24 protein-coding genes are annotated in these 25,290 nt (G+C 63.7%); 6 read left to right on the top strand and 18 right to left on the bottom strand.

Annotated features, from left to right (window positions below; genetic code table 11):
• Positions 1-501: 501 nt before the first annotated feature.
• The 6 genes from CAG29_RS25020 to galE form a co-directional block, all read right to left on the bottom strand.
• Entirely contained in the window at positions 502-2,580 is a 2,079-nt protein-coding gene (locus tag CAG29_RS25020) for a YjbH domain-containing protein (protein ID WP_085630772.1), read from the bottom strand.
• The gene (locus CAG29_RS25015) at positions 2,577-3,341 is read right to left on the bottom strand and encodes a capsule biosynthesis GfcC family protein (protein ID WP_085656917.1); all 765 of its coding nucleotides are present in this window, start codon (positions 3,339-3,341) and stop codon (positions 2,577-2,579) included. Before CAG29_RS25015 ends, CAG29_RS25020 begins: the two co-directional genes overlap by 4 nt.
• Positions 3,338-4,003: a YjbF family lipoprotein gene (locus CAG29_RS25010; protein ID WP_085640706.1), complete on the bottom strand. Its 666-nt coding sequence runs from the start codon at positions 4,001-4,003 to the stop codon at positions 3,338-3,340. The genes CAG29_RS25015 and CAG29_RS25010 overlap by 4 nt, the downstream gene beginning before the upstream one ends.
• 14 nt (positions 4,004-4,017) lie before the next feature.
• On the bottom strand, positions 4,018-5,079 hold the full coding sequence (locus CAG29_RS25005; RefSeq protein ID WP_085584476.1) for a polysaccharide biosynthesis/export family protein: 1,062 nt from the start codon (positions 5,077-5,079) through the stop codon (positions 4,018-4,020).
• A gap of 144 nt (positions 5,080-5,223) precedes the next feature.
• The gene (locus CAG29_RS25000; RefSeq protein WP_085584478.1) at positions 5,224-5,460 is read right to left on the bottom strand and encodes a hypothetical protein; all 237 of its coding nucleotides are present in this window, start codon (positions 5,458-5,460) and stop codon (positions 5,224-5,226) included.
• 229 nt (positions 5,461-5,689) lie between these two features.
• The gene (galE, locus tag CAG29_RS24995) at positions 5,690-6,706 is read right to left on the bottom strand and encodes a UDP-glucose 4-epimerase GalE (RefSeq protein ID WP_085584480.1); all 1,017 of its coding nucleotides are present in this window, start codon (positions 6,704-6,706) and stop codon (positions 5,690-5,692) included.
• A gap of 387 nt (positions 6,707-7,093) precedes the next feature.
• Between galE and galU the strand changes: the two genes are divergently transcribed.
• Together galU and CAG29_RS24985 are read left to right on the top strand one after the other, a co-directional pair.
• Complete coding sequence (gene galU / locus CAG29_RS24990) at positions 7,094-7,927, top strand: UTP--glucose-1-phosphate uridylyltransferase GalU (protein ID WP_085640704.1); 834 nt, start codon at positions 7,094-7,096, stop codon at positions 7,925-7,927.
• 51 nt (positions 7,928-7,978) lie between these two features.
• Positions 7,979-8,395: a mannose-1-phosphate guanylyltransferase gene (locus CAG29_RS24985; protein WP_085640702.1), complete on the top strand. Its 417-nt coding sequence runs from the start codon at positions 7,979-7,981 to the stop codon at positions 8,393-8,395.
• Positions 8,396-8,399: 4 nt separating this feature from the next.
• On the opposite strand, the gene CAG29_RS24980 is transcribed toward CAG29_RS24985, so the two are convergent.
• Genes CAG29_RS24980 through CAG29_RS24945 form a run of 8 tightly spaced genes read right to left on the bottom strand, consistent with a single transcriptional unit; the run spans position 8,400 to position 17,915 of the window.
• A complete protein-coding gene (locus CAG29_RS24980; protein WP_085695294.1) occupies positions 8,400-9,560 on the bottom strand; it encodes an SGNH/GDSL hydrolase family protein in 1,161 nt (386 codons plus the stop codon).
• A 24-nt stretch (positions 9,561-9,584) separates the two neighbouring features.
• On the bottom strand, positions 9,585-10,622 hold the full coding sequence (locus CAG29_RS24975; RefSeq protein ID WP_085695293.1) for an acyltransferase family protein: 1,038 nt from the start codon (positions 10,620-10,622) through the stop codon (positions 9,585-9,587).
• Complete coding sequence (locus CAG29_RS24970) at positions 10,622-11,740, bottom strand: hypothetical protein (RefSeq protein ID WP_085584491.1); 1,119 nt, start codon at positions 11,738-11,740, stop codon at positions 10,622-10,624. The genes CAG29_RS24975 and CAG29_RS24970 overlap by 1 nt, the downstream gene beginning before the upstream one ends.
• Positions 11,731-12,960, bottom strand: a complete 1,230-nt coding sequence (locus CAG29_RS24965) for a phosphoribosylaminoimidazole carboxylase (protein WP_085695292.1) — start codon at positions 12,958-12,960, stop codon at positions 11,731-11,733. Before CAG29_RS24965 ends, CAG29_RS24970 begins: the two co-directional genes overlap by 10 nt.
• Positions 12,957-14,069 carry a polysaccharide pyruvyl transferase family protein gene (locus CAG29_RS24960; RefSeq protein ID WP_085630783.1) on the bottom strand — a complete coding sequence of 371 codons (1,113 nt, stop codon included), beginning with the start codon at positions 14,067-14,069 and terminating at the stop codon, positions 12,957-12,959. The genes CAG29_RS24965 and CAG29_RS24960 overlap by 4 nt, the downstream gene beginning before the upstream one ends.
• A 14-nt stretch (positions 14,070-14,083) precedes the next feature.
• Positions 14,084-15,166, bottom strand: a complete 1,083-nt coding sequence (locus CAG29_RS24955) for a glycosyltransferase (RefSeq protein ID WP_085695291.1) — start codon at positions 15,164-15,166, stop codon at positions 14,084-14,086.
• 40 nt (positions 15,167-15,206) lie between these two features.
• Complete coding sequence (locus CAG29_RS24950; protein ID WP_085584499.1) at positions 15,207-17,435, bottom strand: polysaccharide biosynthesis tyrosine autokinase; 2,229 nt, start codon at positions 17,433-17,435, stop codon at positions 15,207-15,209.
• A gap of 39 nt (positions 17,436-17,474) precedes the next feature.
• Complete coding sequence (locus CAG29_RS24945; RefSeq protein ID WP_085584501.1) at positions 17,475-17,915, bottom strand: low molecular weight protein-tyrosine-phosphatase; 441 nt, start codon at positions 17,913-17,915, stop codon at positions 17,475-17,477.
• A 287-nt stretch (positions 17,916-18,202) separates the two neighbouring features.
• On the opposite strand from CAG29_RS24945, the gene CAG29_RS24940 reads away from it, so the two are divergent.
• Positions 18,203-19,150, top strand: coding sequence for a glycosyl hydrolase family 5 (locus tag CAG29_RS24940; RefSeq protein ID WP_085695290.1), 948 nt, complete (start codon positions 18,203-18,205; stop codon positions 19,148-19,150).
• Between the two features lie 190 nt (positions 19,151-19,340).
• Positions 19,341-20,267, top strand: coding sequence for a transaldolase (gene tal / locus CAG29_RS24935; protein ID WP_085584505.1), 927 nt, complete (start codon positions 19,341-19,343; stop codon positions 20,265-20,267).
• Between the two features lie 93 nt (positions 20,268-20,360).
• Here the strand turns inward: tal and rssC are convergent, their stop codons facing one another.
• From rssC to CAG29_RS24920, 3 genes are all read right to left on the bottom strand, one after another.
• A complete protein-coding gene (rssC, locus tag CAG29_RS24930; RefSeq protein ID WP_085584507.1) occupies positions 20,361-20,843 on the bottom strand; it encodes an anti-sigma factor antagonist RssC in 483 nt (160 codons plus the stop codon).
• Positions 20,840-22,024: a two-component system response regulator RssB gene (rssB, locus tag CAG29_RS24925; protein ID WP_085584510.1), complete on the bottom strand. Its 1,185-nt coding sequence runs from the start codon at positions 22,022-22,024 to the stop codon at positions 20,840-20,842. Before rssB ends, rssC begins: the two co-directional genes overlap by 4 nt.
• A gap of 330 nt (positions 22,025-22,354) precedes the next feature.
• Positions 22,355-23,044 carry a VacJ family lipoprotein gene (locus CAG29_RS24920; RefSeq protein ID WP_085584512.1) on the bottom strand — a complete coding sequence of 230 codons (690 nt, stop codon included), beginning with the start codon at positions 23,042-23,044 and terminating at the stop codon, positions 22,355-22,357.
• Positions 23,045-23,240: 196 nt separating this feature from the next.
• Between CAG29_RS24920 and CAG29_RS24915 the strand changes: the two genes are divergently transcribed.
• Both CAG29_RS24915 and CAG29_RS24910 read left to right on the top strand, forming a co-directional pair.
• Complete coding sequence (locus tag CAG29_RS24915; protein ID WP_085630787.1) at positions 23,241-23,858, top strand: phosphatase; 618 nt, start codon at positions 23,241-23,243, stop codon at positions 23,856-23,858.
• Positions 23,859-23,966: 108 nt separating this feature from the next.
• Complete coding sequence (locus CAG29_RS24910) at positions 23,967-24,230, top strand: DUF4404 family protein (protein WP_085584517.1); 264 nt, start codon at positions 23,967-23,969, stop codon at positions 24,228-24,230.
• Positions 24,231-24,425: 195 nt separating this feature from the next.
• Here CAG29_RS24910 and queF read toward each other — a convergent pair whose 3' ends face one another.
• A complete protein-coding gene (queF, locus tag CAG29_RS24905; RefSeq protein WP_085584519.1) occupies positions 24,426-25,256 on the bottom strand; it encodes an NADPH-dependent 7-cyano-7-deazaguanine reductase QueF in 831 nt (276 codons plus the stop codon).
• Positions 25,257-25,290: the final 34 nt, after the last annotated feature.

The following is a 25,290-nucleotide window of genomic DNA, read 5'->3' as shown; positions in this document are numbered from 1 at the left end:
GGGTGGTGTTTTTTGTGTGGAGGGTGCGTTTGCCTGCGGCGCCTGCAAGGGCGCCATCGCTGGCAAGTCGAATCGTCGCACCGAAGCTCCCACAGGGTTTTGTGGTGCGCATGGATTCTGCGGGCACCGGAGATACCTGTGGGAGCTGGCTTGCCAGCGATGGCGGTGGGTCAGGCAACAGAGATGCCGGCAATGCCGACCTCATCGCTTGCAGGCAAGCTCCTACAGGTTTTGTGGTGCACATGGATTCTGCGGGCACCGGAGATACCTGTGGGAGCTGGCTTGCCAGCGATGGCGGTGGGTCAGGCAACAGAGATGTCGGCAGTGCCGGCCTCATCGCTTGCAGGCAAGCTCCTACAGGTTTTGTGGTGCACATGAATCCTGCGGGCACCGGAGATACCTGTGGGAGCCAGCCTGCTGGCGATGGCGATGGGTCAGTCAACAAAGATGCCGGCAATGCCGGCCTCATCGCTTGCAGGCAAACGCCCACAGGATTTCAGGTCACTCGGTGATCTTCTCGAAGTTGCGGTAGAACATGTCGTCATCGCGGCTGTCGGTCATCGAGTGCAGCTGGAAGCTGCGGTTGAGCCGTGCGCCGCCGTCGCGGGTCAGGGGGGCCCAGACGAGGTTGGCGCGGCGCATGGTCGACATGCTCATCATCTCGTCGAATGGGATGGACAGGTAGATGCCCTTGTCGAAGCTACCCTCGCCGTACTCCGCCCCGCTGGCGGTGGTCATCGTCGCCCAACCGCCGAAGCGTACGCCGTTGGAGAACTCCCGAGAGATGTCGAAGGTCACGCCCCAATCGCCGGCCAGGTAGCGGCCGACGCTGATGGCGGCGAGGGTTTCGTAGGGCAAGTCGGTGTAGCCGGTGATATGGCCGGTCAGCACCGAGTAGTCGCGCAGGCCGAAGCCCTGGTCAAACTCGCGCTGACGCACGTAGTTCAGGTCCGCGCCGACCGACCAGCGCTCGCCGGTCGGGCGGAACAGCACTTCGGCCCCGACCCCGGCGAACATCGATTCCAGGTAGCCGCCGTAGACCATGCCGTACAGATCCTTGTCCAACTGCTCGGCGTGGCTGAGCTGGAACAGCGGCATGGTGGTGTCGGAGGTGGTCAGGTACTGGCGCAGATCCGTGCGCACCCGCGGCAGGCCGCTGGGCGCGTCGTAGGTGAACTTGTCGAAGTTGTTCACCAGGTTTTGGCTAAGCATGCCGCTCCACCAGGTGTTGCGATTGAAGCGGAACTCGGCGTCCGCGTCCGCGCTGAATTGGTAGAGCAAGCCGTCCGGACCGCCGACGTTCTGCTTGAAGCCCAGGCCCATGCCGTAGCTGAACCGCTGCAGCGGCTGGGTGTAGAGGGTCTTCTCGTTGTGCGGCATCGCCGGGTTGACCTCGGTGGTGCGGTGCAGCGACTGCAGCGGCTCTTCATTGTTGATCACTTCGCGGAAGGTCTGCCGGGGCACGCTGGTCTCTTCCAACGCCAGGTCGTAGCGCTTGTTGACCACGGTGAACCAGTCGATCTCGTCGTTGACGCTGTTGTCCAGGATCCGGCTCGCCCGGCCCACTGCCTTGGCCGAGTGGAAGTACCGCTGCTGCTCGCCGTAGACCAGCAGTTCGGAGCCGCGCTGGCTGATGCGCTCGACCTTGTAGCCGGCGTTCTGTTGCAGGCGCTGCGACACGTCGGCCCAGTCGACCTGCTCCATCGGCTTGACCGGCGCCTTGGCCGGCAGCGGCTCGGCCGGCGGGTCGAAGGTCTTGGCCGGCGCCTTGCGGCTGACGAAGTTGGTGTGGAAGGTGATGCCGAACATTGCCGTGTTGCCCCGCTCCCACGCCGCGCTGACGTCGACCGAGTCCGTGACCTTGAACACCGCGCCGAGGTTGATCGGCGAATCCTGCTTGATCACGTTGTCCTTGGGTTCGTGCTTGTAGTCGTTGCCTTCGTATTCGAGCTTCAGGCTGAGCCGGTCCCAGGGCGTCTGGTAGCTGACGCCGCCGAAGAACGAAGGGCTGCCGCGAAAGTACGAGCCGGCGTTGACGTCACCGGTGCCTTCCATGGCCGGCCGGGTCTTGAACCGGTCGCCGAGCACGCTGAACGGGTTGTCGATGTCGCCGCGGTTGCCGATGTAGCCCCAGGCGAGGCCGGCGCTGAAATCGAAGTTGTCGAAACGCTTGTTGGCCACCACGAATTCACTGGCGAACAGGCCCGTACCGCCGACGTCCCGGAAGCCCAGGGCCACTTCGGGCGCCCAGTGGGTTTCCTCCCACAGGCGGGCCTTCACGTCGACCGCCTTGTCCTTGTAACTCTGGTCACCGCTCATCGACGACGGGCCGTAGGGCCGGTTGGTGATGGCGGTATAGCGGAACGAGCCTTCCAGCCAGTCCAGCGGCTGCAGCGACACGCTGTAGCGGCTGTAGGGGCTGGTGCGGTTGGCGTTCACGCTCAATTCGCCGGCGGGCGACATGCGAGCGGTCGGGGTCTGCAACAGGCCCGCGCCGCCGAAATCGTTCTGGGTGATGCGCGGCTCGGCCTGGGCCAACCCGCACGGCAATAGCAACACGGCTGCAAAACGTAACTTCAACGAACCACCTCAGCCAACTGCGTGGCAATGAACTCGGCCAACTGCTGATTCAGTTCAGGAATGGGCGGATCCAGGTCGTCATTCTTCAACGGCACCAGGATCCGGCTGCCCGCCACCGGCAAGTGCCCGCTCTCGCGGTTCCAGTGCGCGATGCCGATCCGCCGCACCGCGCCGTCCGGCTGGATCAGCCACAGATAATCGGCGTCCGCGTCGTCTTCGAGCAGCGCGCAGCCTTGCAGGTAGTCACTGGCCTCCTGCAACGGCTGATAGGGCAAGCGGCACGGCTCGGCGACGGCGCCCAGCACCTCGACCTCATCGACCCGCGCCGGGTAGATCAGCCGGTCGCCGTCGTCCAGCCGCAGGTTGAGGGCGAAGCCGACTTCCAGCGCCACCGGATCCAGGTTCGCGACCTGACGCCCGGTGACCGGCATCTGCCGCACTGCCTCGGCCGTGCGCAGCGCCAGGGCTTCGCGGCTCGGGCGGTCGAACAGCACGGCCATGCGCCGCAGCACGTCCAGGTCGAACAGCACCCCGGCCTTGAGCCGGGTCTGCTGCTCCAGCAAGGACTGACGCAGCAGCACCCCCGCCAGCCAGTAGCCTTCGGCGTTGGGCACCGCGACGCTGATCACGTCGGTCAAACGCCCGCCCGCCGGCAACTCCACCGGCCCCGGGTTGGCCACATCGCCGGACACCAGCACCGCCGCCTGCCCTGCCCCTGCCGCCAGCAGCAGGCCGGCGGACAACATCCTCAGCCGCTTCATGGCACATGCCTGCGGTCAGGGGTCAGGTGCACGATCTTCACCCGCAACTGAGAGGTCAGTTGCTGCTCGCTCTGCACGATGAAGCCGTCCTTGGGATCGACCCAATAGCGGTTGGTCGCGCGCAGGCCGATGGCCGGGACGTCGATCCGCTCGTCGATGCGCAGCACGGCGTATGCCTTGTCGAGGATGTCGAGGGTTTCCATGGATTGGCGCGCGAAGCGGCTGTTGACCTGCAACCCGACTTCCTGGCCCTTGTAGAGGTCGATCCAGCGTTGGCTGGTGTAGCCATCGGCGACGTGCTGGAGGCCCTGCTTGAACGGCGCGGCGTCGGACAGCCGCGTGCCGTCCAGATCGCCTTCCAAGCCCAGGCCGATGCTGCGCACCGCCAGGCCGTCGCGCATCAGCAGCACCTGCTTGCCGGAAGCGACCCAGAACTGCAGGTCGCCGCGCTCACGCACCAGCGCCAGCACACCGGAGCCGGAAGGCGTGGTCAGCTTGAGTTGCGGATAGCGCACCTCGGCCACCTGGGCCGCCGTCACGTCCAGCTCATCCGGGCCGATGGCCGCCGACTTGAGGTTGGTCAACGAAGCGACCATCAACGGGTTGCAGCCGCACAGCCACAGGACCGCGCTCAGGCCAATGCCTGCTTTCAACGTATTCACTGTCGGGCCCGGCCTTATTTGCTGTTGTTGCTGTATTCGCTCCAGTTCTTCGCAGCGGAAGCGCCCGTACCGACAATCGACGCCGACGGCACCAATTGACTGATGAGGCGGTTCCAGCGAGTCACGTTGGCAGGCCCGACATAGACGACATCCTGGGGACGCACCTCGAAATGCGTGGCCAGCACCATGGCGGTGGGCGATTCGGCCTCTAGCTGATAGATCTTCGCCGGCTCGACATCAAGGTTCTCGACCCCGCGAATGACGTACACGGCGTTGCCGTTGGCGGTGGTCTGGCTCAGCCCGCCGACCGAGCCGAGCACGTCGGAGAGGTTCATGGTGGCGGTCTTGAAGCTCAGCGCACGGGGCTGGTTGACCTCGCCCATGACGTAGATGCGCTTGTTGTCGTTGTAAGGCAGGTACAGCTGATCGCCGCCCCGCAGGTAAACGTTCTGCAGCTCGGAGTCCTGCTGGTTGAGGCTGTCGAGATTCAGCGGGTACACCCGCCCGTTGCGCGTCAGCAGCAGGCCGGACAAGTCCGCGTTGTTGGTGTCGATGCCGGCCGAGCCCAGGGCTTCGACCACGCTCAGCGGGTTGGTGGAAATGGCTTGCGGACCGGCCTTGGCGACGGCGCCGGACACCACGACCTTTTGGCTGGCGAAACGCAGCACGGCGACATCCACCTGCGGCTCGGCGATGAACGCCGACAGGCGCTGCTCGATGTCCGAGCGCAGTTGCTGGATGGTGCGGCCGGCCGCCTGCACTTCCTTGATGAACGGGTAATAGAGCGTGCCGTCGGAGCGCACCAGTCGGCCGTTGGCGTCGATCTGTTGCTGCGCGCCGGACGGGGCCGTCAGTTCGGGGTGATCCCACACGGTGATGTAGAGCACGTCGTTGCGGCCGATGCGGTACTCGGCCGGCGCCTCCAGCAACTCGGGCGGCAGCGTTTCGCGCTTCTGGGTGGCCCGGTTCATGGAGATCAGCTTGGGGGTGATCGGGATCAGTTCGACCCGGCTGCTTTCGCTGGCGCCCTGGCGGGTGATGCCGAAGGTGTTCAGGTGCTGGCCGGGGGAAAACATGCAACCTTGCAGAGCGAGACTTGCCAACATTAAAAGATAAACACTACGAGTCATAATGGCACTACGCTATTCAAGGGCGAATCCAAAAACAAAGTCACCCGACTTGCGTCGGGCGACCTTGTACTGCACCAACAGTTGTTACCGTTAGTTGTGCGTGCCGGTTGTACCCGTCGTACCTGTGGTACCGGTTGTACCGCCGTTCGCACTTCCTCCGCTGTTGGATGCCGCTACGGCACTGGCAACCATTGCGGTACTGGCGGCGGGCGCTTGGGAAGCCGCCACGTTGCCCGACACATTGGTCACCGCCGTGAGCGGCGCTTCGGCTGCAATGGCCAAGTTGCCGAACAACGACAACAAGGCGATCGCCATCACTTTTTTCATACCCACTCCTTTCCGGCATTCGACTTTAATAACATCAGGCCGTCCGCTGGATGTTAGGGATCACGTCGCAAACTGCGCGAACATGAGCCGTCGTTCATTCACAATCAATCCCGACTTATAAATGTCGAACGGCACGTTTATATCTACGGACTTGAACCGGGCAATTCCAGCGTAATTTCCCGACGTTATCTAACAGCCTGACCGAAACTAACATCGGTCCAAATTGACATCATCCGCGGTAGCCCTGCGGGTGGCTCGATTGCCAGCGCCAGGTGTCGGTCACCATGTCCTGCAGGCTGCGTGTGGCTTTCCAGCCCAGTTCCGCGGCGGCCTTGGAGGGGTCGGCCCAGCTCTCGGCCACGTCTCCGGAGCGGCGCGGCATGACCTTGTACGGCACCGGCTGGCCGCAGGCCTGCTCGAAGGCTTGGAGCACCTGCAACACGCTGTAGCCGTCGCCGGTGCCCAGGTTCCAGGTGTGGATGCCGGTGCGGCCGGCGATGGTTTCCAGGGCCTTCAGGTGCCCGTCGGCCAGATCCACGACGTGGATGTAGTCGCGCACGCCAGTGCCGTCGGCCGTGGGGTAGTCGTTGCCGAAGATAGACAATTCCTGAAGGCTGCCGACGGCCACCTGGCTGATGTACGGCACCAGGTTGTTGGGGATGCCGTTGGGGTCTTCGCCCATCCGGCCGCTGTGGTGCGCGCCGATGGGGTTGAAGTAGCGCAGCAGGGCGATGCTCCAGCGCGGCTCGGCCTGGCACAGGTCACGCAGCACGTTCTCCACGATCAGCTTGGATTGGCCGTAGGGGCTGGTGGGCTGGCCGGTGGGGAAGTCCTCGCGGATCGGCATCCGCTCCGGCGCGCCGTACACCGTGGCCGAGGAGCTGAACACCAGGCGGAACACCCCGGCCGCCGCCATCGCCTGGCACAGCGTCACGCTGCCGCCGACGTTGTTCTCGTAGTATTCCAGCGGCTTGCGCACACTCTCGCCCACGGCCTTGAGCCCGGCGAAGTGCAGCACCGCGTCGATCGCGTGTTCCCGGAAGATCCGGTCCAGCAGCGCCCTGTCGCAGACATCGCCGCGGATCATCTGCGCACTTCTGCCGCAGATGGCCTCCACCGCGTGCAGGGCCGCATCGCTGCTGTTGCAGAGATTGTCCAGGACAACAACTTCATAGCCTGCCTCAAGCAGCGCAAGTGTGGTGTGCGAGCCGATATAGCCGGCGCCACCGGTTACCAGAATCTTCATAGCGCGGTCCTTAGTCGGGAAACTTCCCAGTAGCGCGTCAAGCCTGGCCTGTTGAATATGTGTCGCAATTCACACAAACTAGGCCGACAACAACCTTAAACAAAACAAGTTCAACGACTGGCGAAAAATATTTTTCCAGCCCAAACTGTATTGCCTGCTACTTATTAACATCACCGCACTCTTGCCACTATCGGCAGATACCGACTAAAAATAACCAACAACAATAAGGCCGACATCTAATAACATTGTCGCCTTCCGCGCACATTGCCATTTGCCATCAATTACCTGACTCGGGTATTAAAGTAAGCGTTCAATCAACATTGAAACTTGCAACCTTTCGTTATTGCACGCCATTGGCTGTGCGCCATGAATGTCCAGGATATTTCTATGATTCGTAAATGCTTGTTCCCCGCGGCCGGCTATGGCACGCGTTTCTTGCCGGCCACCAAAGCCATGCCCAAGGAAATGCTGCCGATCGTCAACAAACCGTTGATCGAATACGCCGTCGAAGAAGCCCGGGACGCCGGCCTGCAACACATGGCGATCGTCACCGGACGGGGCAAGCGCGCGCTGGAAGACCACTTCGACATCAGCTACGAGCTCGAACACCAGATCCGCGGCACCGACAAGGAGAAGTTCCTGGCCGGCACCCGCGAGCTGATCGACACCTGCACCTTCTCCTACACCCGTCAGGTGGAGATGAAAGGCCTGGGCCACGCGATCCTCAGCGGCCGTCCGCTGATCGGCGACGAACCCTTCGCCGTGGTGCTGGCCGACGACCTGTGCCTGAACCTGGAAGGCGACGGCGTACTCGCCCAGATGATCCAGCTGTACAAGCGCTTCCGCTGCTCCATCGTGGCCATCCAGGAAGTGCCCCGCGACCAGACCCACAAGTACGGCGTGATCGCCGGCGAGCCGATCAGCGACGGCCTCTACCGGGTCGACAACATGGTGGAGAAACCCGCCCCGCAGGACGCCCCGTCCAACCTGGCGATCATCGGCCGCTACATCCTGACCCCGGACATCTTCGACCTGATCGCCGACACCCAACCGGGCAAGGGCGGGGAAATCCAGATCACCGACGCGCTGATGAAACAGGCGCAGAACGGCTGCGTGCTGGCCTACAAGTTCAAGGGCCTGCGCTTCGACTGCGGCGACGCCGAGGGTTACCTCCAGGCGACCAACTTCTGCTACGACAACGTCTACCTGAAGGGGCGCTGAGCCCCGCACCGGCGCACCCGTAACGTCCACCCCTCATTCAGGCAAACCCCTATGAACATTGCACAACACGCGGCGGACCTCGAACGGTCGGTGGACAACCTCGGCGTGATGAGTTGGTTGTCCCGCCATCAGCCGCTGCCCAGCGCCAACGAGTCTTGGCTGGGCACGATCTTGCTGGTGGAGCGCATCGGCATGTTTCCCTCGTCCGGCGACATCCGCCGGCCGCTGGCCGATCCCTATCCCCTGCTCGCCCACCTGAAACGGCTGTATGCCGAACAGGCGCTGGAAATCGACGACCGCGACGGCCTGAAGGTGATCTTCAGCGACTGGCGGTTCCGGGTGCGCCTGTGCTGCAACGAGCCGGCGGTCATCGTCACGGTGGAAACCCGCTGCGACACGCACGGGATGCCGCGCAGGACCGCCGAGCTGCTCGGCCATCTGGACGCCTTCGAACGCGCCCCAGGCTGAACGCCTAGCGCTGGACGTCGCCGCAGCGATCCTGGGGCGACACCGCTTCACGGCCGCCGACCATCAGGCGATGGAAAAACCCGGCGATCACCTTCCCTCCCGTGGCCGGGTCCGGATGAATCCTGTCCGGCCCGATCATCGGCATCGGCCCGCCGGCCGCATAGCGCCTGACGTCGGCGCCGAATGCGCACTGCATATCGGCGTAGCCCAGGCGGGCCTCACGGGCCCAGGGCTGCAGCACCTGCGCATAGGCCGACATCGGGTAGGCGCTGGAGCGCGAGGTGTCCTGGCGCAGGATCAGGTTGATGCTCGCCGTCGGCTGGATCTCGCGCAGCATCGCCACCAGGCCTTGGATGTTCTTCAGGTACTGCGCGGGCTTGACCCCGAAGCCCTGATCGTTTCCGCCGAGCATGATCAGGTAGATGTCCGCCGGGATCTTCGCCACCGCCGCTTTCCACTGCGCCTGCCAACCGGCATCGTCATGGTAGAAGTCCGCCGAGGCCGCGCCGGACGCCGCCAGCTTCGACACCCGCACGCCACGTTGGCCATTGCTCATCCACACGCCGAACAGCGTCGGCGTACCGCTCGCCACCTCCAGCCGCAACGCCCAGTCCGGCACCGGCGGCGGATCCGCCAACGGCGCTTCGCGGACGCCTTCGCCGTCGAGCCTCAGCGGGCGCCAGGCCTGAGAAGGCGCCCAGCGGTAACGCACGTCGCTGGGTTCGCCGGTGCCGAGGTAAAGCAGTTTCGCCTCCGTGACCGTCGTGTCGATGGCCGCCGAAGGATGGGCATCGATCTGCAGCCATGCGCCCGGGCGCCCGGTGACGGTGCGGCTGTCGGGGCTGGCCTGGCCGAGGCCGGACACCTGCCAACCGCCACCGAAGTGTTTTTCGCTGCTGCGGGTGTACTTGAAATGCGTGCCGCCGAGGGCCGCGCCGTGGTTGAAGCCAATGTAGCCGGGGCCGGCGAACCCCGCTTCCGACGCCAGCCGCTGCACCAAGCGGTTCAGATAGAAATCCTGCCCGGCGCTGTAACTGTCGCCGATCACCGAGATAGACAGCACCGGCCCCGCCTTCCCTTCGCGCCACTGGCCGAATCGCTCGCGGGCGTCGCCGACCTGAACCACCGAGGCCGCGACCGGGCTGACGTCATCGACTACGAACATGGCGCTTTTCCTTGTGCGCAGCCATCAGGTTTGCGGCACCGAGGCCGCTTGCCCGACAGGCTTCTTGACCGTGGCCCGCTCCCCCAGGAACAGCACGGAGGTGAAGTTGAAGCGGCTGAACACCGTCGACAGCAGCACCGGCCCGAACAGGCCGAGGGTCAGGCCGCAGACCACCAGCACGCTTTCGTCCTTCACGCCCAGACGCCCCAGCAACGCCCGCGACGTGGCGGCGAACAGCACATGGAACAGGAAGATCGCGTAGGAATAGCCGCCCAGCCAGGTCAGCCACTTCGAGCGCATCTCGCTCGACAGCAGCGCGAAGCACGACACGCAACCCACCGTCAGCCCGATCAGGCTGCGACGGTCGACGATCAGTTCGCGGTCCGTCGCGGCCACATACAGCAGCGCCAGCGAAATCATCACGAACACCCAAGGCCCGATGACCTTGAAGAAATGCCGGAAGGTGTCGACCTTTTCCTGGCCGATCATCCCCGCCACGAAGAACGGCAGCAGGTAGGTCGCGCCGTTGATGCCGAACGCATCGACCTTGAAGGTCGGCAGCAGGAACACCGCCGCCGCGAACGCCAGCAGCAGGTACAGGCGCGTCGCCGTGCGCAGCAGGCCGCGCCATTCCAGCAGGCCGACGAACATGAAAATGATGAACACCGCCTGCAGGAACCAGAAGTGGTTCACCGGAATGTAGAACGACAGCAGCGCATCAATCACGCCCACGTCCTTGTTCACCCCGGGCCCCACCGCCTGCAGCACGGAGAACGGCACGCCGACGCAGAACAGCGGCACGATCAGCCGCCGCACCTTGCCGCGAAAGAACGCCCCGAAGTCGTTGCCGCGGATCTTGTAGAGCGAATAGATGTAGCCCGAAATGAAGGTGAACAGCGGCATGCGCACGTACACCATGGAATCGGCGATGACCCGGAACGGCGAGCCCAGGTCGATCTTCAGGCCGCCGCCCAGCGGGCCGATGACGTGATACAGCACCAACAGCAGGCAGGCCAGACCGCGCAGGGTCTCGATCTCCAGCGACTTTCTCTTGCTCGACATTACGGCACCCGCCTCATCTCGCGATTGGTTGATTCGGCCCGCACGGGCTTCTTGCCTTGCAGCATCAGCCCCAGCCCGACGAACAGCACCGGCACCACCATGGAGAAGTGCCGGGCGAAGGAGCCGAAGTCCGGCTCGAACAGCCCCTGGACCAGCAGGAACGCGAGGGGGATCGCGATCAGTTCCTTGGCCTTGGTCTGGATGGGGATGCCTTTGTAGTCCTTGGACGTGATGACCTTGAACAGCAGCAGCGCGGTCATGATCATCAACGCCACGAAGATCACCTGCCCCGGCCCGGACAGCAGGATCAGCTCGGCGGGAAACGACAGCCGGAAGAAGATGATCATCGAGTCCAGCGCCTGGGAGACGAAGTCGCTGCCGCTGAGCCACGACACGATCAGCGACTTGGAGCCCTCCTCGCCCGCCGTGCGCAGCTCGTTGTTGCTGGCGCGGATCGACGACACCGGAAAACCGAGCGCCACCTGGATCGCCATGGCGACCGCCAGGTAGAACAGGAACAGCATCAGGAAGAACGTGACGCGCGACACATACTTCTTCATCACGCAGACGCCGACCCACGACAGCGAAAACAGAATCCAGTAGGGCCGGATCAGCACGCCGTAGATCACCGCCGACAGGAAGAAGCCGCCGCGGTACTTGCGCGTCAGCGAACTCAGGAGAATGCTCAGCACCGCCACCGACACGATGATTTCCTTGGTCAGGTTCTCCAGGAAAAACGAACGGACGATGCCCCACAGGCATAGGGTGCCGAAGATCGCCAGCGGCATGCGCCGGAAGACGACCACCGGGATCGCCGTCAGGAAGAAATTGCAGAACATGCCGTAGGCCCAGGCATTGGTCAGGTTGATGCCGGTGGGCCGCAGCAGGAATGCCGAGCACTCGTAGGAAGAGCGGTCCGGCGAGAACGGGTTCCAGAAGTTGCAGTTGTCGGCCCGGGCGTAGGACATCCACAGGGTCATGGCGTCCGGCCCCGGCGCCCGGGGCACCAGCAGCGGCATGGCCACCGACAGGAACAGGCCGCTGAACAGGATCAGGAACGACATCGACGAATCGAGCTTCACCCCGCGAAACTCGATGCATGGCAACTTCAGCCCCATGCCAGCGCCCTTTTCGCCTGACCCGCGCGGGTCAGCAGCGCAATCGCGCCCAACTGCACGACAATGGCGAAGACGTTGCCCCAGGCGGCGCCCTCGATCGAATAGTGCTTGATCAGGCCGTAGCTGACCGGCACCGACACCAGCAGGCAGATGGCCGCTCCGGCGAGCGACGCCCGACTGTTTTTCGAGGCGATCAACCCGCCCCAGACGATGTCGCCGACTCCGCGCAAGGCAAAGGACACGATCAGCACGCCGAGGATCCCGTTGTCCGGACGCGGCACCGGCGCGCCGACATAGTCGAGCACGACGTTGAAGAACAGGTAGATCAGCACCGCCACCACGGCCGACACCGCCAGCGAACGCATCACCCATTTGTTCACGAACAGTTGCCCGACCGTGAACGGCTGCCCGTCGGCCTGAAACCGCTTGGCCAGCACCGGAATGCCCACCACCGCCACCACCGCGTAGGACAGCGCCTGCAAGGTGTTGGCCGCCGACCAGGCGTACACGTAAACGCCCAGGTTGGCGTAGGGCTCAAGGTCGGCGATCAGAAAGCGCTCGGCGTACTGACTCAACGCGATCAGCCCGGTGCCCAGATAGAACGGCAAACCGGCCTTCCACACGGTCGCGGCCGCCAGCGTCCCTTCCGTCCGCCCCCGGTGCACCTTGGCCACGATGGCGTACCCGGCGACGATCACCACGACGTTGGCCACCACCCACAGCCACAGGACGCTCGTGATGTCCGCGACCTGGCCGAGCATCAGCCCGGCCACCGCCAGCAGCGCCCAGAGGCCGGTCTTGATGAAGAACAGCAGCGCCCCCCACGTGGCCTTCTGGGCGGAAAACACAAAGGAGTTGATCTCGAAGGACAGGTGCTCGGTGAGCAGCACCAGGGTCACGCAGGCGATCAGCGCGGGCGTCGCCGGCACCGACTGGAACAGCGAGTAGACCGCCACCGTCGCCAGCGACAGCACCAGGCCCACGGCCAGGTACAGCCACAGCACCTTGTCGATGACCCGGCGCGAACTGCCGCCGACGCTGATCAGCCGGTTGATCTCGGAGCTGAAGCCCGCGCTGTAGAACTTCGACGCAATCAGCGACGCCGCGACCACCACCCCGTAGAAGCCCAAGGCTTCATAGCCCAGGTAATGGGTGACGGCCAGCACCAGCAGGAACTTGGCGCCCAGCGATCCGCCCCGCAGCAGGAGCCTGAAGATCATCGAACGACGCCTTTGATGATCTCGTCCATCATCACCGTCTTGGCTTCGATCTCGCGGCAGGTGTCGGTCAGGCGCTTGCCGAAGCGGCTCAGGGCGTCCGGCGCGTAGACCGTGTCGATGATGGTGTCGACGTCGATGTCGCCGCCGTTGATCACCCAGTCCTCCACGCCCATGTCCTGGTAGGCGCCGAAGCCCTTGCGCTCGTAGCTGATGTGGTAGGCCGGAACGCCCGACAGCAGCGACTCGATGGCGCCGTGCAAACGCACGGAGATCACCAGGTCCGGCTGGTGCTTGGCCAGGGTCGCCTTCAGCGGCAGCAGGTCTTCGGTGATGCCCAGCTCGCGGTAGAACGCACCGTCGTCGTTGCCGCGCACGGCGCTCTGCACCGCGCACACCACCTTGCTCTTGTCCTTCAGGCGTTGCAGCAGCACCTTGAGGTTGGCGACGTAGGCGGCCTTCTTTTCCGGGCTCCACGCCGGCGGCTTGCGCAGCACCACGCACACCGTGGCCGGCGTCGACGCGCAGCGGGTGAACTTGGGCTGCATGAGGATCTTGCCGGCCAGGGCCTGCACCGCCAGGTCCGGTGCCCGGTAGACGTTCTCGCAGGCTTCGAACATCGCCGAAGAGCGGTTGTCGCGCACGAACACCGCATCGGCGCTGGCGTAGTGCTCGACGATCTTGCTGCTTTCGCCGTGGAACGGCCCGATGCTCTGCGGCAGGTACACCGACGGCACCTTGCTGAGGATCGCCGTTTCCAGTTGCTTGGCGTGCCCCAGCTTCAGCTTGATGTGTTCGAAGGCGCTCTTGGAGCGCATGTAGCCGCCGCCGACGCCGACGATCAGGTCCGTGTTCTTCAAAAGGTCCGCCAGCGCGGCGTAGGAGCGGTTGAGGAACACCGCCTCCTTGACCCGCCCCAGGCCCTTGGCCGCCATCACCGGCGCATCGAAGCGTTTGTGCGGCAGGTAGCTGAAGGACTGCGGGTCGGACGCCACAACGTTGATCGACGTGTCGGCGCCGAAGTTTCGCTGCACCAGGGCGATGGCCAGGTCCACCAAGAGGCCGTCACCGGAGTTGGACGCACTGTAGCCATGCAAGATCGTTACGTTCATAAGCTGATTTCTACTTAACAAGTGGGGGCGCAATACACGTCATAGGTCTGGCGGATCATCAGCTCGGCGCTGAAGCGCTCGCGCACGATCCGGCGGCTTTCAAGGCCCAGGGCGGTCAGCCCCGGCTTGTGGATCCGCATCAGGCGGTCGGCCAGCGCCTGGTGGTCGCCGGCGGGGAAGATGTAGCCGGACACCCCGTGGGTGACCAGTTCCGGCAGGGACGTGCAGTCGCTGGCGATCACCGGCACGCCCATGGACATGCCCTCCAGCGGCACCATCGCGAACCCTTCCCAGCGGCTGGGCACGATCAGCGCATCGGCCTGGCGGTACAAGGCGTGGACTTCGGCCGGGGTCACCCACGGCAGGTACTCGACCCCGTCCATCGGCGGGGGCGCGACCGCGTCTTCGTTGACCGCGCTGCCCACCACCGTGAGCTTGAGGTCGGTGCGGCGCACTTCGGCAAAGGCCTTGAGCAGCACATCGAAGCCCTTCTGGTAGTCGAGACGGCCCACGAACAACAGGCGGATCGGCTCCGCGCCGGCGGCCTTGGGCACCTCGTCCTTGGGCGGTATGCCGTTGTAGATCAGGGTCATGCGCTTGCGGTCGATGCCGAACGCGGCGGCTTTGTCCAGCTCGTAGCGGCTGACGCAGATGATTGTGTCGGTGACGTTCTGCAGCAGCCGCTCGATCAGCGAATAGAGCTTGCGCTTGGCCGGCGAGCCTTCCATCAGGAACGAAAAGGCATGGGGGCAATAGACGATCTTCGGCGACCGCCAGGGCCGCAGAAGCAGGCACACGCAACGGCCGATCACCCCGGAAAAAGTACTGTGCAGGTGCACCACATCGGGCTTTTCCTTGAGCATCACCTGCATCAGCCGCCAGGCGAAGCGCAGCATCGACAGCGCATTGCGCCCGCTCCTTTCGAAGGTGCGGATCTGCCCTCCGTCGATGCCATGCAGCTCCTGTTTCTGATCCTTGGGCACCAGATAGATCAGTTCGTAGTTCGAGGTTTCGTCGTCGGGCGACGCCGATATCGTGCGGATCACCGTCGCGACGCCGCCTTTTATCGTTTCAGCCACGTGCAGAATTTTTTTCACAACCCACCCACTTCCTTGCCAAATGGAACCGTCGCCCGACTCAGGACTTGTCGGACGCGTATTCGTAGCTGTAGTAACCGTAGCCGCCGTTGCCGTAGTAACTGGCCGCGCGCTTCTCGACGCCGTTGAACACCGCGCCTTTGAGTTCGATGCCGTTCTGGGCGAACCGGCGGATCGTCAGTTCGATTTCCTTGGCGGGGTTCACCGCGAACCGGGTGACGATCAGGCTGATCCCCGCTTCGCGGCCGACGATGGCCGCGTCCGTCACGGCCAGCAGCGGCGGCGTATCGATGATCACCACGTCGTAGCGCTCGCTGAGCTCGGCCAGAAGATCGCGGAAGTTGGCGTGCATCAGCAGTTCCGACGGATTGGGCGGCACCTGCCCGCGGCTGATGAAGTGCAGGTTGTCGACCTCGACCTTGTGGATCGCCTGCTCAAGGCTGCAGCGCTTGACCAAAAGGTCCGACAGGCCATTGGCGATGGGCGTGTTCAGCGTCTTGTGCAGATGCCCCTTGCGCATGTCCGCGTCGATCAGCACCACCCGCTGGCCGCTTTGCGCCATGACCGCCGCCAGGTTCGAAGACACGAACGTCTTGCCGACCTGCGGGCTGGGGCCGGAGATCATGATCCGGTTGTTGGTCGAGTCCAGCCCGGCGAAATGCAGGCAGGTGCGCAGGCTGCGGATCGATTCGATAGACAGGTCCGTCGGGTTGCGCAGGGCCAGCAGGTAAGCGGGTTGGGTCTCGGCCTGCTTGGCCCGGACCTTCTTGCTGTCCTCTTCCTTCTGCAGGGCACTGTAGGGAATCGACGCGTACACCGGCAGGCCGAGCTGCTCGATGGCCTCCGGGCCTTCCAGCCCGCGGCTCATCGACTTGCGCACCAGCACCAGCGCCACGCCGACAAAGGCACCGAAGAACGTCGCGATCAGCACGATCAAGGCCTTGCGCGGCTTGATCGGGTTGGTCATGTCCACATCCGCCGGATCCACCAGCCGCACGTTGCCCACCGCCCCGGCGCGGACGATGTCCAGCTCCTGGGCCTTGTTCAGCAATTGGGTGTAGATCTGCGAGGCCACTTCCACGTCGCGGGTCAGGTTCAGCAGTTCCTGCTGGGTGGCCGGCAGGTCCTGCACCTTGCTCTCCAGCGAGCGCTGTTGCTGGGTCAACTCACCGATCTGGGTCATCAGGGCGCGGTAGGCCGGGTGCTGCTTGGTGAATTTGCGGTCCATCTCCGCCTGCTGCATCTTCAGCTCGGAGAGCTTGGTGTCCAGGCCGACGGCCTGGCCCAGCACCGACTGGGTCTCCAGGGAGATGTTCACGGTCTTGCCGCGGGTCTGGTAGGCGTTGAGCGCTTCGCTGGCCTTGGCCAGGTCGCGCTTGACCTGGGGCAGTTGGCCCTGGAGGAAGTTCAGGCTCTGCGCCGCTTCGGCCGAGGTGCGCTGCACGTTCTGCTGCACGTACAGCGCCGAGATCTTGTTGAGGATCCGCACCGCCTCGGGCGCATCGCTGCTGGCCAGGGCCAGGCGGATGATCCCCGATTCCTTGCCTTGCTCGGCGATGTCCAGGGCGTCCTGGTAGCTCTGGATCGTGACGATGCGTGGGTTGCGCACCACCTCGAAACGGGTGCCGGGGTTGGCTTGCAGCCGTCCGATCAGCCCGGCGACGCCGTCCTGGTCGAAGGCGCTGCCGGCCACGCCTTCGGCCAGCAGGTTGTCGTTGTCGTCCAACAGCTGGAAGCGGTGCTGCTCGCCCGCGATCAGGGTGAGTTTCTTGCCCAGCAGTTCCTTGGGCAGGTCAAGGCGCTCGATGTCCAGGCGCTCGCCGCCCCAGGCGTAGCTGTTGAGGCCGAAGCGCGGGCGCGAGACGCTGTCTTCGCTGTCGCCCCGATAGCGCCGGGCCAGGAAGCCGCCGATCACCGGGAAGGTGTTGGGCGTGACGTCGATGTCCAGGCGCAGGTCGTCGACGGTGCGGCCGATCACTGCCCGGGACTTGATGATGCCGATCTCGGTCACCGACGGCGACTGCCCGCCCAGCATGCTGCTCAGGTCGGAGAACCCGAGCATGTCGTTCTTTTTCGGTTCGACCTGGACCAGCGCGTTCGCCAGGTACACCGGCGTCGACAGCACGGCGTAGGCCACGCCGGTCATCATGAAGGCGCCCGTGAAGGCGCCGATCAACCATTTGCGGTCGATCAACGAACCAAAGATGCCGAGGATATCAATGCTGTCTTGATCATTGTCCCGGGTGCCGACTACTGACGGTAACTGCATAAGTCTGTTCTTACCATTCACTGAACTGAAGAATATTCATCAACGCCCGAGGCGTTGCGCCCAAGAGCAAACAGCATCTTCAATCAATGCATGCGCATGAATAAAAGCGGCCTTTCCCTGACGGTACGGATCCGGTATTTCCCGCTCGCTTTGCCACTTGCCGAGCAGAAACACTTTGCCCCTGGCGTGGGACGCGATCTTCAATACTTGTTTTACATGTTCTTTTTCCATGACCAGGACCAAGTCGGCATCATTGACGATGTCCGACGTGATCTGCCGCGCCCGGAAACCTTCGGCGCTGTGGCCGTGTTCTTCCACCACCTGGCGCGCGGACGCTTCCATGGCTTCGCCGACCCGGGCGGACAGCCCGGCGGACGCGACCGTGACGCCGGCCGGCGCCAGTGCATCACGCAACAACAGTTCGGCTGTCGGACTTCGGCAGATGTTGCCCACGCAGACGACAAGGATCTTTTTGAACAAGGTTTACTTTCCTGTGTAATATCATTCTGCCAATACCGCTCGCGGTCTTAATGAACCCACGAGACATTTCTGCGTTCAGAAATAGATTCGCCCTGTTAATTGAGTGCATTAAGTACCATGCCGCCGGAAAGTCCCCCAACCAGAATTGCCGGACCAAAAATAACTGTGATTTTCACAAGTTGATTCCTGACAAAAAATAACATTCGTGCACTTCGCGCACTTGCGCCTATCGAATCAGATAACGCAAACAACGATTGCTAGTGTCATTTCTCATCAGGAGAGCAGACATGTATTCAGCACATCTCAAACGGCTCGGCGCCCTCGCCTTCTTGCTGCTCGGCGCCAGCGCCCAGGCCCACGCCAGCGAACTGTTTCCGGCCCTGACCGGCACCCGCACCATCGGCGTCCAGGTCAAGATCCAGAACTTCTCTTCCGCCGACGCCGCCCAGATCAAGGCGGCGGGCTTCAGCTTCGTGCGCTTGGGCGTCTGGAGCGACAGCCTGGGTGATCCGGCCTATCAGCGGCAGATCGGCGACGCCTTCGCCGTCGCCCGGGCAGCCGGGTTGCCAGTGCTGATGACCGTGCGCGCCACCCGCCCCCTGAGCGCAGAGCCCGCAGCGGCGGGCGGCGCGTTCGCCGGCGCGGTGACGAGCCTGGAAGCGTCCTACCGCACGCAATTGGTGGCGATCGAAATCTGGAACGAACCGGATCTGGCCCCGTACTGGCCGACCGGCAACTTCGACACGACGTTCGCGCCGTTCATGAAAGCCATGTGCCAGTCGCTGCAAGGCAAAATCACATCCACACCCGTGATCGGCTTCGGCTTCGCCCGACCGCCGAGCGCAGGGTCGGCCTCGACCGTTGCGCTGAACAGCATCGTCAGCGCCTACCCCGACTGCCTGGACGCGGTGTCCTATCACCCCTACGGCATGACCGCCGCGCAGATCGGCAATGCCCAGGCGTTCATCCAGCAGAACTTCCACCTGCCGGGGGTCATCAGCGAATGGGGCATCTCGGCGCTCGGCTCCAACGGCGGCCCCGAAGGCCAGGCCAGCAAGATCGGGGCGTTCATCGGCGACGTTAAACGGCTCAACATCCCGTTGACCTCGATCTATGAATGGAAAAACAGCGATTCGGGCAGCAACGACCGGGAACGCAACTTCGGCCTGCTGACCTCCGACGGCCAGCCGAAACCGGCGCAACTGACGGCCCGCACGCAACTGAACGCGCAATAGCCGCCCTCCACCCATCTGTCGCTTTGAACCTGCGGGCGGTTTCGCCATCGAATCCATCGACACCGCGCCCCCGCCTTTCAAACAGCCGTTTTCAGGTTGTTGCCCCGGGGGCCGCCGATCCGCGTTCATGCCCTTGAGCGGCTGTCAGCGCTCGGGTAATGTCATCAGACCCCTAGGACAGAGCACGCTCATGACTTCCAAGCTGGAACAACTGAAACAATTCACCACCGTCGTTGCCGACACCGGCGACTTCGAAGCCATCGCCCGGGTCAAGCCGGTCGATGCGACCACCAACCCTTCCCTGCTGCTCAAGGCGGCCGCCATTCCGGCCTACGCCGAGCTGCTGAACGCCAGCGTCAGCGACTGCAAGGGCGACGTGGGCCTGGCCAGCGACCGCTTCGGCGTCGCGGTGGGCCAGGAAATCCTGAAAGTGATCCCCGGGCGCATCTCCACCGAAGTGGATGCGCGCCTGTCGTTCGACCAGGACGCCATGCTCAAGCGTGCGCACCGCCTGATCGAGCTGTACGACAAGGCCGGTATCGGCCGCGACCGCGTGCTGATCAAGATCGCCTCTACCTGGGAAGGCATCCGCGCCGCCGAGATCCTGGAGAAAGAAGGCATCCAGACCAACCTGACCCTGCTGTTCTCCTTCGCCCAGGCAGCCGCCTGCGCCGATGCCGGCGTGTTCCTGATCTCGCCGTTCGTGGGCCGCATCTACGACTGGTACAAGAAGGCCAACGGCAACGAGTACACCGGTGCCGACGATCCGGGCGTGCAGTCGGTGACCCGCATCTACAACTACTACAAGGCCAACGGCTACAAGACCGTGGTCATGGGCGCCAGCTTCCGCAACCTGAGCCAGATCGAACAGCTGGCCGGCTGCGACCGCCTGACCATCAGCCCCGACCTGATCGACAAGCTGGCCGCAGACACCGGCAAGCTGGAGCGCAAACTGGCGCCGGGCCACACCGGCGAAGCCCGTCTGCCGCTGAACGAAGCGCAGTTCCGCTGGCTGTCCAACGAAGACGCGATGGCCACCGAGAAACTGGCCGAAGGCATCCGCCAGTTCGCCCGCGACCAGGAAAAGCTCGAAGCGCTGCTCAAAGCCAAGCTGTGACCGGCTGACGGCCAACGCAAAAAGGGCGAACCCTCACGGGTTCGCCCTTTTTCATTCGTGTGGCGAGGAAGCTTGCTCCCGCCGCCGGGACGGTCAATGCCGCTCGAGCGCGTTCACCAGGTCATGGAACGCCTCACGGTTGGACTCGTTCAGCCCCATGAGGATCTTGTGCGCCTCTAGCACCTTGATCCGCACCACCTCCTCCGACTGGTCCTGATCCGGCAGGTCGTCGAGACACTCCGGACACGGCACAGGGTGGTTGACGATGTTGAACACCTGCTCGAAGCCCATCGACTGCAGCAGACGGGTGATGTCATCGTGGGTGGTGACGACGGTCGGCAACAGGCCGACCTTCTGCCGCGACAGGATGGACAGCTTGGCCAACAGGCCCAGGGTGGTGCTGTCGATGCTGCGGGTTTCGGTCAAATCGATCACGATCGCGTTGAAGTTCAGCGCGGTGAAGATTTTCTCAATAGTCGCATCCAACGCCGAACACAGGGTCAGGCGTACTTCACCGACGAACTTCAGGACAAAGGTGCCGTCCTGCTCGGCGAACTGGATTCTACCGGTACTCATTGAAGGTTCCTGCTCAACACCAACAGGGCGATATCATCCGGCATCTCCCCGAGCGTGGCCAATCCAAACACCTGGCGCAGACCATCCAGGCTGCCGCCCGCCGTCTTGACCCGTTGGGGCAAGGCGGCTTCTTTTTCTTTGAGTGTGGGCTCTGGCAAAAGATCCAGAATGCCATCAGACATCAGCGTCAGGCTGAACGTCGGCGGCAGCTCCAGCACGTGATCCTCGTAGGTGGCCTCGTTGAAGAGCCCCACGGGCAGCCCGCGGCCCTCGAGGTAGCGCACGCCGTCAGGCGTGTACAGCACAGGCAACGGCAGATGGCCGCCGATGCTATAGGTCAACAAACCGGTCTCCTCGTCGATGACGCCACCGACCATCGTGACATGCTTGCCCAGCTTACAGCTGATCAGTCCCCGGTTGATATGGCCCAGGACTTCCGACGGCTTGAACTCCGGCAGCGTGCCGTTGCGCTTGGACTCGAACAGCAGGCGCGTGGTCATGAACTTCAGCAGCACGGTCACGAACGCGGAGGACGCGCCGTGGCCCGAGACGTCCGCCAGGTAGAACGCCACCCGATGGTCATCGACCCGGAAATAGTCGACGAAATCGCCGGACAGGTACAGGGACGGGATGATCTGGTGTTCGAAGCGCAGTTCGTCGACGCTCCAGGGACTGACCGGGAGCATGTTCATCTGCACCTGGCGCCCGGCGTTCTGGTCTTCCTGCAGCAGGTTCAGGCTGGCTTCGAGCTCGCGGTTGGCCTTTTCGAGCTTCTCGCGGTAGCGCTGGTTCTCCAGCAGCAGCCGCGCACGATCCAAGGCCCGGCGCACGGAGTGCTCGAGCACGGCCAGGTCTTCGAGGGGCTTGATCAGGTAATCGGCGGCGCCCAGGCGCAGGGCCTCCACCGCATCGTTCATCACGCCGGCACCCGATACCACGATCACCGGCGTCTGCGGCGAGCGTTCGGTGACTTGACGGATGAGTTCGAGACCGCCCATCTGCGGCATGCGCAGATCGCAGATGACCAGATCGGGCTTGTCTTGCTCGAATACCTGAAGTCCCTGCTGACCGTTGCCGGCCTGCAGGACGCTGAAACCACTGTCTTCCAAATAGGCCGCGAGGCTCGCGCGCACTACTTCGTCATCATCGATTATCAGCAGCGTGGCACTGGTTTTTGGCATGTGGGCAAACGGCGCCAGAATGGGGTTGGCGTAGCAGGCGGGGCGACAGGCCCGGCGCAGACTACTGGATTCGCTTTCTAGCCTCTCTGTTGCAGCGCTTTCGGACAACGGTCCCGAACGCGATCACACCAGAGGTGCCCTTCTAAGGCGCAGACGGTACTCCCATCCGCGGGGCGTTTCAAGCATGCGCCGATCGCCACCTGACGACTTTGTTTGTCAAATCACAGAGAGTTATAAGAACCCATCCATCCGTAACCCGTTGGAAGGTCGTCGCCATGAAAAAAGGCGGCCTGACGGCCGCCTTCGATGTCCGGCGATCGACGCAGACGATCAGAAATCGTCTTCGACCTGGCCGTCCTTGACCTTGAACTCGCGGTTCTGCAGGTAGGCGTTGCGGATGAAGGTGTACTTGTCGCCGCTGATCAGCTTCTCGCTGGAGAGCAGGCTGGCGCGGGTGTCGACGATGTTCAGGCCGAAGATCGAGTTACGCACCGGCACGTCGTTGATGTAGCGGTAAGGGCCGGTGTAGCTGTCGACGTACTTCGACGGCGCATCGCGCAGGGTGCTCGGGCCCAGCAGCGGCAGCATCACGTAGGGGCCGCTGCCCACGCCCCAGTAGCCGAGGGTCTGGCCGAAGTCTTCGTCGCTGCGCTGCAGGCCCATCTTGGTGCCGACGTCGAAGAAGCCGAGCAGGCCGAAGGTGGTGTTGAAGATCAGGCGCGCCGCATCGACGCCGGCGGCGGCCGGCTTGGCCTGCAGGACGTTGTTGGCGAAGTTGGTGACGTCGCCGACGTTGCGGAACATGTTGTGGATGCCGTCTTCGAGGAATTGCGGCGTCACATATTCATAGCCCTGCGCCAGCGGCTTCAGCGCGTAGGTGTCGACGAAATCGTTGAACTGGAAGATCGGACGGTTGACGCTTTCCCAAGGGTCTTCTTCCGTCGCGGCCTGGGCGGCGAACGGGGCCAGCAACACACCGGCACATACACAGATCTGAGCGAGAGGATTGCTCCAGCGCATAAAAGGAAACTCCTTGGATGGGGATGGCGCAGGACGAATCCGCCCCGGCGATATGGGCGCTAGTATAAGCGCAAAAGCCGCTTTGGGCAGGCCGTCGCGCTGACAACGTGCGACATCTCCTACGGCCGCTTTCACCAATGTGTCATCCAACTGTCACCGGCCTCCCCTAGCCTTTGGCTATTTCAGGGACGTTTTCATGCCGCACGCCGAAACCTTGCCCCACTGCGCCTGCAACCTGACCGCCGTGCTGTTCGGGCTCAGCGGCTGCCTGGTGGATTTCGGCGCCCGCGCCCGCCACGGCGAAGTCCTGCAGGAACACACCCAGGCCACCCCCGGCGCCCTGGACAGCCTCGACAGCCTGCAGCGCCAGCGGATCCCCTGCGCCTGGCTCGACGAACTGCCGCCCGCCCTCGCCCACCCCCTGACCGCCGCGTTGCCGTCGTGGATCCAGCCCTCGCAATATTCGGCAACAATCAATCCATGGCCGGCCCCGGGCGCCTGCTGGCAAGCGCTGATGTCCCTGAACGTCGAACGGCTCGACGGCTGCGTGCTGGTCAGCGGCGAACCGCGCCTGCTGCAATCGGGCCTGAACGCCGGGCTGTGGACCATCGGGCTGGCTTCCTGCGGCCCGCTCTGCGGCCTGTCGCCGGAGCAATGGCACGCCCTGGAGCAGAAGGAACGCGAACAGTTGCGCGGCAAGGCGACCCTGCAGCTGTACGGCTTGGGCGTGCACTCGGTGATCGACCATCTGGGCGAGCTCGACACGTGCCTGGCCGACATCAGCCTGCGCAGGCTCAAAGGCGAGAAGCCCTGACCGGGATCATGCACGCGCCTCGAGAGTGGATTAGTCTTAAGGGGAGCCATAGACCTTTGGCGCCCGGCTGCTGTCTATGCCAGTGCCTCTCGACAAAAGGAAACCGCCATGCCCGCCCGCGAACTGCAAGAACAGCTCAACACCCTGCGCGAGCAACTGGAACAGAATCCGCCGCTGTCCGATGCCGAGCGCGAACATCTGCACCAGCTCATGGAGCAGATCAAATCCAAGCTCGATCTGGAGAAATCCACTCAGGACACCAACATTGCCGATGGCGTGAACCTGGCGGTCGAACGCTTCGAGGTCGAACACCCTGCCATCGCCGGCACCTTGCGCAACATCATGAACTCACTGGTCAGCATGGGCATCTGAGCCCCAGCACAAAAAAAGCCCTGCCGTCGCCGGCAGGGCTTTTTCATGTGCGGTGCCTTCACGGGCGCCTTCGTCAGCAGGCTGGCTCCCACCCTGTTTGGCGGTGAACACAGATTCTGGATTCACCGCAGAACCCTGTGGGAGCCAGCCTGCTGGCGATGAGGCCGGCGCGAACACCGCCTGTGGCGAAAGTCTTTACTGGCGAACCAGACGCAGGTTCGGCCACTGCGCGCTTTCGGTGCTGCGGTACGGGTTGATGTCCAGGCCGCCGCGGCGCACGTAGCGGGCATAGACGGTCAGTTTCTCTGGCTTGAGCAACCGTTGCAGGTCGAGGAAGATCCGCTCCACGCACTGCTCGTGGAAGTCCGAATGCTGGCGGAAGCTGACGATGTACTCCAGCAGGCTGGCATGGTCCAGCGCCGCGCCGCGGTACTCCACCACCACGCTGCCCCAGTCCGGCTGGCTGGTCACCGGGCAGTTGGACTTGAGCAGGTGGCTGTGCACGCTCTCCTCCACCACTCGCGAATCGTCGCAACGCAGCAGTTCGGGGCGCGGATGCTCATAGTTGCTGACACGGATGTCCAGGTCGTCGATGCACACGCCCGGCAGCGCGGTGACGCCTTCGGCCTCGACGTCCTTCAGGCTGCGGATCCGCACGCCCACCGGCTTGCCGGCGGCGGAGGACAGATCCTTGACCAGCGTCGCCTCCAGGCTGGCGGTGTCGGCGAACGGCGTCTGGTTCAGCGAGTTCAGGTACAGCTTGAACGACTTGGACTCGATGATGTTCGGCGAATCCGCCGGGATGCTGAACTCGCCGATCGCCACCACCGGCTTGCCCGACGGCAGCAGCCACGACAGCTCAAAGCAGTTCCAGAAATCCACGCCCTTGTACGGCAGGGTGTCTGCGGTCAGCCCCAGCTCCGCCCATTTGGCGGTACGCGGGATCGGAAACAGCAGGGACGGCGTGTAGGTGGCGATGTATTCGCTGGATTTGCCCAGCGGCGAATGTTCGGCTGCGGGATGCATGGCGGAAACCTGACTGAATAATCAGCGGATTCTA

Source organism: Pseudomonas sp. B7(2017) (assembly GCF_002112745.1).
GTDB classification, from domain to species: Bacteria; Pseudomonadota; Gammaproteobacteria; order Pseudomonadales; family Pseudomonadaceae; genus Aquipseudomonas; species Aquipseudomonas ekonensis.
The sequence above is the reverse complement of the archived record's forward strand: the minus strand, read 5'-3'. Positions and strand labels throughout refer to the sequence as shown.